Below are 13965 nucleotides of genomic sequence, written 5' to 3' on the forward strand. Positions count from 1 at the left end.
ATTACGCCTTCGGCTAATCCACCCTACGCGGCGGGGGTTGTGGACCCCGGAACCGCTGTCATCAAACTGAAACACACCCGCACTAACCGCCTGTCAGGGTCGTCTTGCCGGAGACGTCCATCCTCCAACGGTCCCGACAAGCGCCATGCCCTTCAAATTCATCCACCTCACCGACACGCATCTCGCGAACCCCGGGATGAAGCTGTACGGCCTTGATCCCCGCGCCCGGCTGGACGCTGCGATTGCCGACATCAACCAGCACCAGTCCGACGCCGCCTTTGCGGTGGTGACCGGCGATCTCACCCATTGGGGCGAGCCGGAATCCTACGCCAATTTCGCCGAGGCGATGGCTGCGCTGAAGATCCCGTACATCGCCATGGTCGGCAATCACGACCGCCGCGTCACCTGCCTCGACGCGCTGAAGGCCGCGCCGCGCGATGCCAACGGCTTCGTGCAGGGCACGCGCACCACCGAGCACGGCCTGTTCGTCTTCCTCGACACGCTGGACGAGACCAGCCACGCCGGCGAGATGTGCGCAAAGCGCTTCGGCTGGCTTGCGAGCACGCTTGCGGCCGCGCCTGCCGACCAGGAGTTCGTCGTCTTCATGCACCATCCGCCCTTCCCGGTCGGCGTCCACGCGATGGACGAGATCGGGCTGAAGCAGAGCGCCGAATTCGCCGAAATCATCGCACCCTACCGCGCGCGCATCCGGCACCTGTTCTTCGGCCATGTGCACCGGCCGATCTTCGGCAGTTTTGGCAAGATCCCGTTCTCGACGCTGCGCGGCACCAACCATCAGGTCTGGTTCGAGCTCAATGCGGGCGCCCCGCACCTCGCCAGCCACGAGCCCCCCGCCTATGGCGTGGTGCTGATCGACGACGAGAACGTCGTCGTGCACAGCCACGACTTCCTCGACGAAAGTCTGCGCTTCCCATTCGAGCCGCCGGCGGGAGTCGACGGCCGCGACTATGCGCTCAACTTCGCGGCACGGTGAGATGAGCCTCGCTGAACCCGCGGCTCTCCCGGTCGCGACCTCGGCGCCGCCGCGCCTCGACGTCCTGAAGCGCCTCACCATCCGCTTCAAAGCCTCGCTGCCGGCCTACCTGCTGCTGCTGCCCTCGCTGGTCTTCCTCGCGCTGTTCACCTATGGCGCGATGGGACGCGTGTTCGTCGATGCGCTCTATCAGCGCGCCACGCCCAAGGCGCCGCTGCGTTTCGTCGGCCTCGACAATATCAGCGCGGTTCTGACCGACCCCGCCTTCACCGGCGCGGTCGTCAACAACCTCATCTACGCCGTGGGCACGGCGATCCCGAGCATCGCGCTGGCGCTGCTGTTCGCGCTGGCGCTGGCGCGCACCAATGCCGTCAGCAGCGCGCTGCGCGCCGCGCTGTTCCTGCCGGTGCTGATCCCGATGGTCGCGGCCTCCGCGCTGTTCATGTTCATCTTCCTGCCCAATGTCGGCCTGCTCGACTACTATATCGGCCGCCTGCTTCCGGTGCTGCCGAACTGGCTCGGCGATTCCGACGTCGCGCTCTATGCGATCATGGTCATCACGATCTGGAAGAATGCCGGCTATTACATGCTGTTCTTCCTCGCCGGTCTCCAGGCCGTGCCCGAGGACGTGATGGAGGCAGCCCATCTCGACGGCGCCGGGCCTTACATGCGCCTGCGCCACATCATCCTGCCGGAGCTCAAGCCTACCTTCCTGTTCGTCACCGTCATCGCGATCCTCAACGCGGTGACGCAGGTCGACCACGTCTTCGTCATGACCCAGGGCGGACCGTCGAACTCGACCAATCTCGTGCTGTTCTACATCTACCAGCAGGCGGTCGAGCATTACGATATCGGCAGGGCCTCGGCCGCGACGCTGCTGACGCTCGCCGCGCTGATGGGCCTCACCGCGCTCTCCTTCCGCACCATGGCGAACCGCGAGGGCGGGCCATGAAGCTGTTCGATCGCCTGTTCGGAGACGCTCCGCTCGCCACAAGGGGCGAGATCACGCCCAAGCTCGGCTTTCTGCTGACCGTGCTGCTCGCGGTCGTCTGGCTCATCCCGTTTCTGTGGATGGTCGTGGCAACCCTGCGCCCGGCCTCCGACGGCATCAACGCCATGGCCGAGCTGATGCCGAGCCTGAAGCCGACGCTCGACAACGTCAGGGATGCCTGGGAGATTGGCGATTTCCCGCGCTACACGATCAACACCACGATCATCTGCGCCGGCATCCTGCTGGTGCAGTTCGTCACGATCACGCTCGCGGGCTTTGCCTTTGCGCGCCTCGCCTTCGTCGGCAAGACGTTGATCTTCTACCTGTTCCTGATGCAGCTGATGCTGGTGCCGGTGCTGCTGATCGTGCCGAACCTGTCGCTGGTGGCGCAGCTCGGCCTCTACGACACGCTCACCGGCGTGATGATGCCGTTCTTCGCCTCCGCCTTCGGCACCTTCCTGATGCGGCAGGCCTTCGAGGCGATTCCGACCGAGCTGGAAGACGCCGCCCTGATCGACGGCGCCAGCCTGCTCCAGCGCATCCGCCACATCTACGTGCCGCTGTCGATGCCGAGCTTCTCGGCCTTCGCCATCATCTCGGTGACCAGCCACTGGAACGACTTCCTGTGGCCGCTGATGGTGATCAACTCGCCCGACAAGCGGCCGCTCACGGTGGGCCTGTCCGTCTTCACCAAGACCGCCGAAGGCACGCAGGCCTGGGGCACCATTGCCGCCGGCACGCTGATGGTGATCGGCCCCCTGCTCGTCACCTTCCTGATCTTCCAGAAGCGTTTCATCAGCTCTTTCGTCACCTCAGGCATCAAATAGGAGATTCTTCGATGCTGTTCTCCCGCAGGCTCGCACTCGGCATCGCCATGGCCGGTGCGCTCGCTTTCCCGGCCTTCGCCGAAGGTCCCACCGAGATTGACTTGTTCTTCCCTGTCCCCGTCGACGGCAAGCTCGCCCGCGACATGGGCACCCTGATCAAGGAGTTCAACGAGACCCATCCCGGCGTCAAGGCAACCGCGGTCTACACCGGCTCCTATGACGACACGCTGATCAAGACGCGCGCCGCGATCAAGGCCGGCAAGCCGCCGTCCGCGGTGATCATGTCGGCCAACTTCCTGCTCGACATGCAGATCGAGAACGAGCTCACCAATCTCGATGCGCTGATCAAGGCCGACGGCACCACCAAGGAGCAGTTCCTCGGCCAGTTCTTCCCGGCCCTGCACGGCAACGCGGTGATCAACCGCTCGGTCTACGGCGTGCCGTTCCACAATTCGACGCCGCTGCTCTACATCAATGCCGACAAGGCCAAGGAAGCCGGCCTCGATCCGAGCAAGCCGCCGCAGACCTGGGCCGAGCTCACCGACTGGGCCAAGAAGCTGACCAAGCGCGAGGGCGACAAGGTGACCCAATGGGGCATCGCGATCCCCTGCGCCTACGATTATTGCGGCTGGATGATGGAAACGCTCACCATGAGCAATGGCGGGCGCTATTACAACGAGGAGTTCGGCGGCGAGGTCTACTACGACACGCCCTCGATGCTGGGCGCGCTCTCCTGGTGGAACGACCTCGTCACCAAGCACAAGGTCCACCCGCCCGGCGCGACGCCCGGCCCTGCCGTCAGCACCTCCTTCATATCAGGCAATGCCGCGATGATGATGCTGTCGACGGGCTCGCTCACTTACGTGCGTGACAACGCCAAGTTCGCCTACAAGGTCGCCTTCATCCCGCGCAACGTCCGCAACGCCGTGCCGATCGGCGGCGCCTCGCTGATCGTTCCGGCCGGTCTCGAAGCCGAGAAGCAGAAGGCCGCCTGGACGCTGATCAAGTGGATGACCTCGCCCGAGAAGAGCGGCTGGTGGAGCCGCGCCACCGGCTATTTCGCGCCCAACATGGCGGCGTACAAGACGCCTGACATGGTCGACTTCCTGAACAAGAACCCCGACGCCAAGACCGCCGTCGAGCAGCTCGACGTCGCAAAGCCGTGGTTTGCGACCTACAAGACCGTACCCGTCCGCAAGAACCTCGAGGACGAGGTGATGCTGGTCCTCAACGGCAAGAAGCAGCCGAAGGAGGCGCTGGTTGCGGCGCAGAAGGCCGCCGACGAGACGCTGAAGCCGTACAATGCGGAGACGTCGCTGAAGCTGCCGTAAATCGGCCGACATCAGCAAACGATCATCGGCGCTCCGTCATGCGGGTCGCCGAATGCATTTTTGGGATGGCGCGAGCTCAGATCATCACCACGATCTTGCCGAATTGTTCGTTCGACTCCAGGAAGCGATGAGCCTCGACGATCTCGTCGAACCGGAACGTCCTCGCGATAATCGGCTTCAGCGTGCCGTCCGCCAAGCCGTCGAGAACGAATGCCTTGGCCCGCGCAAGGCGCGGGGGATCGCTGATGATCTCGTGTACCAGATAGCCGCGCAGCGTTAGGCTCTTCGTCAGGACGCTGAACAGCGGAAACGGCGTCGGCTCGGGGCTGAGCCCGCCATATTCGATGAGGATACCACGCGACGACATCGCCGCGGTCAGCGGCTCGAACGCAGGACCGCCGACCGCGTCGAATACCACGCGGACGCCAGTTGAGCCTGCGATCCGCTCAAGTCGCAATCGGATGTCCTCCTCGTCCGAGGCGATGACATGGGCGGCGCCGGCATCGTGCAAAGCGCAACGCTTGGCCGAGGTGCGCGTCAGGGCAACCGGGATAGCGCCAACCCGGTTCGCGATCTGGATGGCGGCAAGCCCGACACTGCTCGATGCCGCCGTGATGGCCACTACGTCTCCGCGCCGAAGTCCGGCGATGTCGACCAGAGCGCCGTAGGCTGTCAGAAATTGCATCCACACCGCAGCCGCCGCCTCGAAGCCAAGCTCCGGCGGATGCTTCACGACGAGTTCGGCGGGAAATGTCGCGATCTCGGCATAGGCCGGCCATCGCACCATCGACATCGGCGGCACGATGCTCACGGCGTCGCCCGGCGCAAATCCGGCCACGCCTTCACCGATGGCCTCGACAAGCCCGGCCGCCTCCAGACCGAGACCCGACGGGAATTTCGCGGTCTCGATATAGGTGCCTCGCCGCAACAGCGCTTCCGCACGGTTGAGGCCGAGCGCCTTGACCCGGATCTGAACCTCGCCCTTTGCCGGCGCTGGAACCTCGACAGTCTCAAGGTGCAGCACCGCGGGGCCGCCATGTTGATGAAAGCGAACGACGCGGGCCATGAAACACTCCAACAGTTGAATTGAATGGAGCTATGCCGCGCCTGGAGAAGCGGATAAATCGCCGAAACCGGCGAACAGTCGAAACCAGGAGTTTGCAATCGTGGACCGCCTCACCAGCATGGCCGTGTTCGTTCGGGCGGTCGATCTCGGCTCCTTCGCGGCCGCGGCCGATGCCCTGGAAATGTCGAGCCCGATGGTCGGCAAGCATGTGCGCTTCCTCGAAGAGCGCCTTGGCGTCCGCCTCCTCAACCGCACCACGCGCCGCCAGAGCCTGACCGAGGCTGGGCAAGCCTATTACGAGCGCTGTCGCGTGGTACTGCTCGAAGCGGACGCCGCCGATGCCGTCGTTGCCGACGAATTGTCCGAGCCGCGCGGCAGGCTGCGCGTGACCATGCCGGCCCTGCTAGGCCGGCACTGCATCGCTCCCTTGCTGATGAAGCTCGCGCGAAAACATCCGCGGCTCGAACTCGACCTCTCCTTCGGCGATCCGATCGCCGACATCATCGAGGCCGGCTACGACCTTGCGATCCGGACCGGCGATCTCGATGACCAGTCCGGCTTGATCGCACGCCGCATCGCCAGCCAGCGCATGGTGGTGTGCGGCGCGCGCTCGTACTTACGGGCGAGCGGCAAGCCGAAATCGATCGACGATCTCACCGCGCATCAGGCGATCATCTATCGCCGCTCGGGGCACGTCCGTCCGTGGCTGTTTCCACAAGGCGGCGGGTCCGTGCGCGAGATCATGCCGTCCGGCCGGCTACGGCTCGACGATCTCGAGGCGATTGCCGATGCCGCCACGCAGGGCATGGGGCTCGCCTGGCTGCCGTACTGGCTGGTCCGCGAGCGCCTCGCCACCGGCGCGCTAATCGGTCTCCTCAGCGGCCATCCGGAATTCCTCTACGAATGCCACGCGCTGTGGCCGCGCTCACCTCACTTGCCGCCAAAGGTCCGAGTGGCCGTGGATACCTTGGCCGCAGCCCTGCCGAAGCTGATGACATAAAGGACGGTTTCCGCCTTTAACCCCCCGTCCACCATCCGGCCCGCCCCGCCGCCGGTAACCATTGGAATTAACAGACCCTCAACACACCCCCGACAAATCTATCAATGTTTCTGGAGATTTCGCCGTGGATCTGTTGGTTTTCGAGTTCCTGGGGTTGGCGCTGGTCGCCATGTGCGTGGTCGTGGTGGCGCTGCCCTGCGCCCGCAAATCCTCGCACCGGGTCCGCTACGAATAGGAATTTCGTCGGAAAAAGCGATTCCGGCCCCAATGCAAGGCTCGAATTCGCATCGAGCCCCTTGACATCACAGCGCTTTCGGCAGAACGGCTGATATCAAGTGTCATGGGCCGTTCATGGATTTGATTACCACCACCGCTGACCTCGCGGCTGCCTGCAGCCGGCTGGCCAAGCACCCCGTTATTACCGTCGATACCGAGTTCCTGCGCGAGACCACCTACTACCCGCTGCTGTGCGTGGTGCAGATGGCCAGCGCCGAGGAAGCCATCGTCATCGACACCCTGGCTGCCGGCATCGACCTCAAGCCGTTCTTCGAGCTGATGGCCAACGAAAGCGTGCTGAAGGTATTCCATGCCGCCCGTCAGGATATCGAGATCATCTGGCATCAGGCGGGCATCATCCCGCACCCGGTGTTCGACACCCAGGTCGCCGCGATGGTGCTCGGTTACGGCGACAGCATCGCCTACGACGCCCTGGTCGAGAAGGTCACCGGCCACCGGCCGGACAAGACCCATCGCTTCACCGACTGGTCGCGCCGGCCGCTGACCAAGGAGCAGATGCATTACGCGGTGTCCGACGTTACGCATTTGCGCGACGTGTTCGCCGCGCTCGATGCCGACCTGAAGAAGCGCCGCCGCAGCGAATGGGTCTCCATCGAGATGGAGGTCCTCACCTCCCCCAGAACCTACGACTTCCATCCCGAACGCGCCTGGGAGCGGCTGAAGACCCGCGTGCGCAAGCCGAAGGATCTCGCGGTGCTGATGGAGGTCGCGGCCTGGCGCGAGCAGGAGGCGCAGAGCCGCGATGTGCCGCGCGGCCGCGTGCTGCGCGACGAGGCGATCTCGGACATCGCGACCCACGCGCCGACCACGCTGGAGAAGCTCGCCAACCTGCGCTCGGTGCCGAAAGGGTTCGAGAAGTCCAAATGGGGCGCGGACATCGTCGCCGCCGTCGAGCGCGGGCTTAAGCGGGATCCTGCGACGCTGCCGAAGCTCGAAAAGCCACGCAACAATTCCAACGGCGCCGCCATCGTCGAGCTGTTGAAGGTGCTGCTGCGCATGACCGCCGAGCGCCACGCGGTCGCCAGCAAGGTGATCGCGACGGTCGACGATCTCGAGGAGATCGCGGCCGACGACGAGGCCGACGTGCCCGCCTTGCGCGGTTGGCGCCGCGAATTGTTCGGCGATGCCGCGCTCAAGCTGAAGCGCGGCGAGCTGGCGCTGGCGATCGAGAAGGGTCGCGTGATCGGGGTGCAGCGGGCGTAGTCGGCCAGCACGATCATCGCAACGGCGGCAGAGCCAAACCCTCATCCTGAGGAGCGCGGAACGCGCGTCCCGAAGGATGAAGGCCCGGCTGGTGGCCTCGCCCTTCGAGACGCGCGCAAAGTGCGCGCTCCTCAGGGTGAGGATCCACCATCTCCAATGCTGCTCTACGCCGGCGTCAGCTTGGCCACCTCCGCCTTCATGTCGTCCAACACGCCCGAAATCGCGGCGACCAGATCGTCGATGTGGGACTTGTTGACGATCAGCGGCGGGCAGATGGCGATGGCGTCCAGCATGTTGCGCGAGATCACGCCGCGCTCCTGGAGCATGCGGCTGGCGATGCCGCCGACCGCGCCGGGCGTTGCCGCGGCCGTCTTGCGGCCCTTGTCGAGCACGAGTTCGATCGCTGCGATCATGCCGACGCCGCGGACCTCGCCGACCAGCGGATGATTGCTGAGCTCGCGCAGGCGGCCCTGCATGTAGGCGCCGAGCTCGGCCGCATGCGCGACCAGGCCCCGTTCCTCGATGATCTTGAGGTTCTCCAGCGCAATCGCCGAGCCGACCGGATGGCCGCCGGCGGTAAAACCATGGCCGAGCACGCCGATCTTGTTGCTCTCGTCCGCGATCGGCTCGAACATGCGCTCGTTCAGCATGATCGCCGACAGCGGGAAATAGCTCGACGTGATCTGCTTGGAGACCACTATTGCATCCGGCTTGATGCCGTAGGTCTCGCAACCGAACATCTTGCCGGTGCGGCCGAAGCCGCAGATCACCTCGTCGGCGACCAAGAGGATGTCGTACTTCTTCAGGACCGCCTGGATCTTGTCCCAATAGGTCGCCGGCGGCACGATGACGCCGCCCGCCCCCATTACCGGCTCGCCGAAGAACGCCGCGATCGTGTCGGGCCCCTCCTTCTGGATCAGCGCGTCGAGCTCCTCGGCCCGGCGTGTCGCAAACGCCTCCTCGCTCTCGCCGGCGGCGGCGTCCTTGTAGAAATGCGGCGAACCCGTGTGCAGAATGTTCGGCAACGGCAGGTCGAACGAGCGGTGATTGTTCGGCAACCCCGTGAGGCTGGCGGAGGCGATGGTGACGCCGTGATAGGCGCGCATCCGGCTGATCACCTTCTTGCGCTGCGGCTGGCCGAGCGCATTGGAGCGATAGGCGATCAGCTTCAACACGGTGTCGTTGGCTTCCGAGCCGGAATTGGTGAAGAACACCTTGCTCATCGCAACCGGCGCTAGCGCGACCAGCTTCTCGGCGAGATCGATCGAGGGCCCGTGCGATTTGGCGGAGAAGGTGTGATAGAACGGCAACGCCTGCATCTGCTTGTGCGCCGCCTCGACCAGCCGCTTCTCGTTGAAGCCGAGCCCGACGCTCCACAGGCCGGCCATCGCCTCGAAATAGCACTTGCCCGACGCGTCGAAGACGTAAGGACCATCGCCGCGTTCGATCACCAGGGGACCGGCCTGCTGATGCGCGCGCGCATTGGTGTAGGGATGGAGCTGGTAGGCCACATCCCGGGCCTCTTGCGAATTGGGCAGCATGGACATTTGCGAAGATCCTTGAAAGCGTCACGTCGCAGGCATAGCCGGCGTCATCACTCGATGATCAAGTCCCTTGGCTATTGCGACAGCGCAGAACTTGCAACGCCAATTCGCCGGCAGCAAGCGCTCAGCAGCGTTGCACAAAGCCGCAAATGACAAAGCCGCGCATCACGGAAAGGCACCGCACGTCAGAAACTGCTGGCGAGGCAGCTCTCACGCCGCGTCGTCGTCATGCCCATCGTCGGCGCCGGCTGCGGCTTCCCTCACCTCCACCAGCGCCATCGACAGCAGATAGACCGTCGTCGGCAGACCAAGCCTGCGCGCCTTCTCGGCGGCATGCGACAGGTCGCTGGCCAGCTCCTTGAGCTCGTCTCCCCGTGACAATCTCTCACCCCATCCGCCGGTCGCGGCCGCCTACACCGCAACGACGCCGCTGGTTCTAATCAGTTCGGCGCTGGACTGGATTGTAGCAAAATTCCCGATGACATTCACTACCGCATGCCTATAGGCGGCGGCATCGCCTGTGCCCGGCTGGCGGCAGGCCACGGCGTCAGCGACCACCTGGTAGCGATGGCTGCGGTGAAACCCTTCGGCGGCGGTGGCCAGGATCGTCTCGTCCAGGGAAAACCCGACCAAAATGCAGCGCACATTGCGGATATTGGACATGTAGTCCACAAACCGCGACGAGCTGTAGGCGGAGGGCAGCGGATGCTCGAACGTCAGTTCCCCCGGCCGCGGCTTCATCTCCGCGATCCAATCGGTCAGCCTGGATGCCGGATTGAACCAGGCGGCCTGCGCGATGCGCTTCAGGTGCATCACCGGCCACAGATTGCCGCGCCACAGCGTCAGGAGTTCCAGGCAGCGCGCCGAGGCGGCGTCGCCGTCGAGGATGACGTGACGGCGCCCTGGGGTCAGATATTCGATCTGCAGATCCGCGCAGACCAGGATCGGCGGATCGTCATGGATGGAAGCCAGCATTGTCTTGCGCCGAGCTGCACCAGTTTCAGCGGTCGGCGAGCGCGAGGTCCCGCAGCGGTGAGGTCACCGCCCGCCCCGCCGAGGCGTCGAGCACGCCGGGCCGGTCCCAATCGCCCTCGGGACGGATGATCACATAAGGATCGCTGTCCAGCGTGATGGCGTCCGGGCCCGGCTCGATCTCCAACAGCATCTCCGTGTAGGAAAAATCCGAGAACGTGATCTTGCGATTATGGCCGAGCGGCTTGGCGCCGAAATGCGCCCAGAAATCCACCAGCCTGTCCTGCGCCTGACCGTAGATCTTGCGAAAGCCCTTCCGCTTCACATAGTCGACGCTGGCCTGCACCAGCTTGAAGGAGACGCGCGAGCGCCGATACTGGTGCCGCACCGCGAGCCGCTCCACCTTGGCGAAATCGCCGAAGAAGCGCACCCGCAGGCAGCCCGCGGGTTCGTTGCCGACGAAGCCGATGAAGTGCGCCGCGACCATGTCGTTGCCGTCGAACTCCTCCTCGAATGGACAATCCTGCTCGGCGAGATAGACCGCGGAACGAATGGCGGTGACCAGCATGAGATCGTTTGGATCGCGCGCAAGGCGGATGGTGATGGCGCGGGAACAGGGCTTGGCGACAGGGATCCTAGTACCGTGCATCTGCAAAACTCCTTGCTTGAATGATTGCGGCGGACATACGCATCGGCTGCCGATGCCAGGGCCGCTCGTAGCACCAGAGGTCGGGCTGGAAGCTTGGGACCGGTGCAAAGCCGGTCGCCTTCATGATGTCGCGTCCGGCCACCGTTGACGGCTGCGCATAGCAATCCGCGCCGCGAAACCTTAGCTGTCGCAGATGTGCTGCCGCTTTTCCGAGACCGGCGATGCCGCGTCCCGTCGCCGCGATCGCCCAGATGTAGATAGCGGCGACGTCTTCCTTCGCGGCAGCGAGATAGTGCGTCTCGGGCGCGGTAAGGCAGATCTCGTCGAGCAGCAACGCATCGTGCCCGCGGTCATTGAGAAACAGAAAGGCCATGCCGCCGACGAGATGGCCCTTTCGGCTGAACGTCAGGATGCTCTGGGGATCGAACGTGGCGTATCGCGCAAGCTCTTCGGCTTCGATCCGCACGCCCGGCACCAGCCGGTGCGCCATTTGCGCCAGCGCGGCGATTTCGGAAGATTGCGCGCACCGGACGTCGACATCCGGGCTCAGCGGCAAGGCATCGAAATCATGCCTTGCGTCAAACGAGCCCCTTTCCATACCCATATCGCGCCTCTATCGTTCGAGGCTTTCGTGCCCCGCTACGTCGACGAGCTTAGCGGCTGGAGATCAGGAGTATGCACCAGTTATTGCACCGGGGTGCTGCGATGATGCAGCACCGTGAAGAAGCCCTGGATGCGTCCTGGGACGATTTGAAACTATTTTTAGCATGCGCAAAATATAAAAGTTTTCGCAATGCCGCCGAGGAGCTCGGGCTCACCTCGACCACGCTGATGCGCCGGGTCGACCGGCTCGAAGAGAGCATCGGCTGCAAGCTATTCCTGCGCGACCAGAGCGGGCTCACGCTCAGCGACGAAGGCACCGCGATGATCGCCGACGTTGCGCATATGGAGCGTCACGCCTTCAACGTCTTCCGGCGCGCTTCGCGCTCGTCGAACGACACCTCGGGCACCGTGCGCGTCGCGGTGACGGAGGGGCCCGGCAATTTCTGGATCCTGCCGCGACTGATCGACTTCCAGAAGACCTACCGCAGGATCACCGTCGATCTGCGCTGCGCGATGGAGCAGGCCGACGTCGCACGGCTTGAATCGGACATCGCGATCCAGCTCGAGCCGCCGACCAATCCCGACCTGATCGTCGCCAAGCTCGGCCGCCTGCACATCTATCCGTTCGTCTCCAAGGAGTACGAAAACCTCTACGGTGTGCCGGCGAACCTTGGGGAGCTGAAGGACCACCGCATCATCAAGCAGAGCGCACCGCAGGTCGACGACGGCGCCTATGCCCGCGTGCTCGGACTGAAGTCGCTGGAGGGCATCGTCGGGATCAAGACCAATTCCTCGGTCGGCGTGCTCTATGCCGTCGAACGCGGCGCCGGCATCGGCTTCCTGCCGACGGTCTCGATCGCACTCGGCGCGCCGCTGGTCGCCGTCGATCTCGGCGTCAGCCACCACGCCGATCTCTGGCTCACCTATCACAAGGAGTTCCGAACCTCCGAGCGCCACAAGATCGTGGTCGACTGGCTGAAGCAGATCTTCGATCCCAAAACCTATCCCTGCTTCCGCGACGAGTTCATCCATCCGAACGCGCTGGTGCCGATGATGACGGCCGCGCGCGACGGGTTTGGGCTGACGGGATATGTCGCGGCGACACCGACATAAGCACGGGCGAGCGTCCGCTCACCATCGATATTCGAAGCCGACCGTGCCCTGGTGCGAGGTCAGCTCGTTGCGGAATTTGCCGTCGTAATTGACGTAGAGCCGCGCCACGCTGGTCAGGCTGAGCGAAGCCGAGGCGCCCGCATCCGCGCCGTAACGGCTCTCGCCGATGCCGGGAACGACGATGCTCTGGGTTCCCAGGCTGACCTGGATCGACCCGAGATCCTGGTAGAAATTGTCGACGAACTTGCCATAGGCGGACAGGTCGAGGATTTTCTGATCGATGACGAAGTAACGGCCGATCTCGGCCCCGATCATGACGCGTGCGCGCGAGAGCGCCGTCGAGCCGACGTTGAGCGGATCGAGGCCTCCGGTCTCCTGGAACGCCGCGCTGGTGGCGCGCACATATTCCAGCGCCCCTTTGGGCACGACACGCATCTGGTCCTGGGTCCAGTAATAGCTGATCTCGGTCAGCGCGCCGTCGATCGCCGCGCGATAGCCCGCGGTCGCAAGGCCGAGACCGGTGTCGCGGCTGGAGCGGACCTTGCCGAAGCCGTGCACCACGGCGAAGGCCCAGGTCCACGGGCCCTTGTCGACCGAGCCGCTGAAGCCGATCTGCGTCAGGTCGAGCGTCGCCGATTGCAGCGCCAGCGGCACGTCGATGTCGGTGTGGCTCTGGTCGACGGAGAAGCCGAGATTGACACCCGGCGCAACGCGCGCGCCAAAGCCGGCGACGCCGCCAACCGTCTTGCGCTTGTCGCCGACGAAGTCGCCTTGCCCATCGGTGCGGACCGAGATGCCGTAGCCCTCGAACCAGGTGCGGTAGCGCGGATCTTCCGTGCTGGCCGATGCGCCGCCGCCGCCAGGATTGGTCCGGAACGCCCGGTTGAAACCACCCGATGCCTGGTTGCCGAGCCGCTCCAGGAAGCTGGAGCCGAGGTTGAGCGCGCCGCTGCGGACCGACTGGTCGTAATTGGTTGATGTCGGCGTCGGGATCGGAATCGGTGATGGCGTGGGCGTGGGCGTCGGTGTCGGCGTTGGCGTCGGGCTTTGCGCCAGGACTGGCGATATGGCCGACATCATCACGACGATCGCAAATGCCATCGCGATCGCGGCCGCGACCCTGCCGACGCGGCCCCGCCCGATCGTCTGCCGTGTCCCTGAAGGCTGCGAGGTGCAGCGCATGACGACTAATCCCGAAGCAAAGGGCGGTCCGCAAAAATGCAACACGAGCGGCTCGCATGTGTGGCGATTTGGGCCGAACTGCCACGGAGGGTCAACCACCTGGTACGCTGTCACCGCGCCTATTGCCCTAGGTTGTGGTTCCGCGGCCACAGGTCGCAAAAAGCAGACGATGGTACCCGTCCCAGTCTTGAAA

The 13965-nt window shown here is 64.5% G+C and carries 14 protein-coding genes; 7 read left to right on the forward strand and 7 right to left on the reverse strand.

All coding sequences use genetic code 11. From position 1 onward, the window contains the following. The first annotated feature begins 145 nt into the window (after positions 1 to 145). From E4K64_RS21685 to E4K64_RS21700, 4 genes are read left to right on the forward strand one after another with little or no spacing between them, the layout of a single operon-like run. Positions 146 to 994, forward strand: a complete 849-nt coding sequence (locus E4K64_RS21685; RefSeq protein WP_135165347.1) for a phosphodiesterase — start codon at positions 146 to 148, stop codon at positions 992 to 994. Position 995: 1 nt separating this feature from the next. Then, positions 996 to 1946, forward strand: a complete 951-nt coding sequence (locus E4K64_RS21690; protein WP_167772173.1) for a carbohydrate ABC transporter permease — start codon at positions 996 to 998, stop codon at positions 1944 to 1946. Further along, positions 1943 to 2812 carry a carbohydrate ABC transporter permease gene (locus E4K64_RS21695; RefSeq protein WP_135165349.1) on the forward strand — a complete coding sequence of 290 codons (870 nt, stop codon included), beginning with the start codon at positions 1943 to 1945 and terminating at the stop codon, positions 2810 to 2812. The genes E4K64_RS21690 and E4K64_RS21695 overlap by 4 nt, the downstream gene beginning before the upstream one ends. A gap of 11 nt (positions 2813 to 2823) precedes the next feature. Further along, a complete protein-coding gene (locus E4K64_RS21700; protein WP_135165350.1) occupies positions 2824 to 4143 on the forward strand; it encodes an ABC transporter substrate-binding protein in 1320 nt (439 codons plus the stop codon). A 76-nt stretch (positions 4144 to 4219) separates the two neighbouring features. Here the strand turns inward: E4K64_RS21700 and E4K64_RS21705 are convergent, their stop codons facing one another. Further along, the gene (locus E4K64_RS21705; RefSeq protein WP_135165351.1) at positions 4220 to 5209 is read right to left on the reverse strand and encodes a zinc-dependent alcohol dehydrogenase family protein; all 990 of its coding nucleotides are present in this window, start codon (positions 5207 to 5209) and stop codon (positions 4220 to 4222) included. Positions 5210 to 5309: 100 nt separating this feature from the next. On the opposite strand from E4K64_RS21705, the gene E4K64_RS21710 reads away from it, so the two are divergent. Then, positions 5310 to 6209 carry a LysR family transcriptional regulator gene (locus tag E4K64_RS21710; protein WP_135165352.1) on the forward strand — a complete coding sequence of 300 codons (900 nt, stop codon included), beginning with the start codon at positions 5310 to 5312 and terminating at the stop codon, positions 6207 to 6209. Positions 6210 to 6560: 351 nt separating this feature from the next. Next, complete coding sequence (gene rnd / locus E4K64_RS21715) at positions 6561 to 7709, forward strand: ribonuclease D (RefSeq protein WP_135165353.1); 1149 nt, start codon at positions 6561 to 6563, stop codon at positions 7707 to 7709. Positions 7710 to 7873: 164 nt separating this feature from the next. Here the strand turns inward: rnd and E4K64_RS21720 are convergent, their stop codons facing one another. The 5 genes from E4K64_RS21720 to E4K64_RS21735 form a co-directional block, all read right to left on the reverse strand. Beyond that, a complete protein-coding gene (locus tag E4K64_RS21720) occupies positions 7874 to 9256 on the reverse strand; it encodes an aspartate aminotransferase family protein (protein ID WP_135165354.1) in 1383 nt (460 codons plus the stop codon). Between the two features lie 207 nt (positions 9257 to 9463). Continuing rightward, positions 9464 to 9634: a hypothetical protein gene (locus E4K64_RS40480; protein WP_164718707.1), complete on the reverse strand. Its 171-nt coding sequence runs from the start codon at positions 9632 to 9634 to the stop codon at positions 9464 to 9466. Positions 9635 to 9664: 30 nt separating this feature from the next. Continuing rightward, positions 9665 to 10228: an isochorismatase family protein gene (locus E4K64_RS21725; RefSeq protein ID WP_135165355.1), complete on the reverse strand. Its 564-nt coding sequence runs from the start codon at positions 10226 to 10228 to the stop codon at positions 9665 to 9667. Between the two features lie 25 nt (positions 10229 to 10253). Continuing rightward, entirely contained in the window at positions 10254 to 10874 is a 621-nt protein-coding gene (locus tag E4K64_RS21730) for a GNAT family N-acetyltransferase (RefSeq protein ID WP_024338084.1), read from the reverse strand. Then, complete coding sequence (locus E4K64_RS21735) at positions 10861 to 11478, reverse strand: hypothetical protein (RefSeq protein WP_167772174.1); 618 nt, start codon at positions 11476 to 11478, stop codon at positions 10861 to 10863. Before E4K64_RS21735 ends, E4K64_RS21730 begins: the two co-directional genes overlap by 14 nt. A gap of 71 nt (positions 11479 to 11549) precedes the next feature. On the opposite strand from E4K64_RS21735, the gene E4K64_RS21740 reads away from it, so the two are divergent. Next, positions 11550 to 12590: a LysR family transcriptional regulator gene (locus E4K64_RS21740; RefSeq protein ID WP_135165356.1), complete on the forward strand. Its 1041-nt coding sequence runs from the start codon at positions 11550 to 11552 to the stop codon at positions 12588 to 12590. An 18-nt stretch (positions 12591 to 12608) separates the two neighbouring features. On the opposite strand, the gene E4K64_RS21745 is transcribed toward E4K64_RS21740, so the two are convergent. Then, positions 12609 to 13772, reverse strand: a complete 1164-nt coding sequence (locus E4K64_RS21745; RefSeq protein ID WP_135165357.1) for an autotransporter outer membrane beta-barrel domain-containing protein — start codon at positions 13770 to 13772, stop codon at positions 12609 to 12611. Positions 13773 to 13965: the final 193 nt, after the last annotated feature.

It is taken from the genome of Bradyrhizobium frederickii (assembly GCF_004570865.1).
Classification (GTDB): domain Bacteria; phylum Pseudomonadota; class Alphaproteobacteria; order Rhizobiales; family Xanthobacteraceae; genus Bradyrhizobium; species Bradyrhizobium frederickii.

Coding starts and splice junctions, on each gene's coding strand:
- E4K64_RS21730 (WP_024338084.1), bottom strand. CDS start 10,874: ATGCACGGTACTAGGATCCCTGTCGCCAAGCCCTGTTCCCGCGCCATC.
- E4K64_RS21700 (WP_135165350.1), top strand. CDS start 2,824: ATGCTGTTCTCCCGCAGGCTCGCACTCGGCATCGCCATGGCCGGTGCG.
- E4K64_RS21705 (WP_135165351.1), bottom strand. CDS start 5,209: ATGGCCCGCGTCGTTCGCTTTCATCAACATGGCGGCCCCGCGGTGCTG.
- E4K64_RS21690 (WP_167772173.1), top strand. CDS start 996: ATGAGCCTCGCTGAACCCGCGGCTCTCCCGGTCGCGACCTCGGCGCCG.
- E4K64_RS21695 (WP_135165349.1), top strand. CDS start 1,943: ATGAAGCTGTTCGATCGCCTGTTCGGAGACGCTCCGCTCGCCACAAGG.
- E4K64_RS21685 (WP_135165347.1), top strand. CDS start 146: ATGCCCTTCAAATTCATCCACCTCACCGACACGCATCTCGCGAACCCC.
- E4K64_RS21720 (WP_135165354.1), bottom strand. CDS start 9,256: ATGTCCATGCTGCCCAATTCGCAAGAGGCCCGGGATGTGGCCTACCAG.
- E4K64_RS21725 (WP_135165355.1), bottom strand. CDS start 10,228: ATGCTGGCTTCCATCCATGACGATCCGCCGATCCTGGTCTGCGCGGAT.
- E4K64_RS21740 (WP_135165356.1), top strand. CDS start 11,550: ATGCACCAGTTATTGCACCGGGGTGCTGCGATGATGCAGCACCGTGAA.
- E4K64_RS21745 (WP_135165357.1), bottom strand. CDS start 13,772: ATGCGCTGCACCTCGCAGCCTTCAGGGACACGGCAGACGATCGGGCGG.
- E4K64_RS21735 (WP_167772174.1), bottom strand. CDS start 11,478: ATGGGTATGGAAAGGGGCTCGTTTGACGCAAGGCATGATTTCGATGCC.
- rnd (WP_135165353.1), top strand. CDS start 6,561: ATGGATTTGATTACCACCACCGCTGACCTCGCGGCTGCCTGCAGCCGG.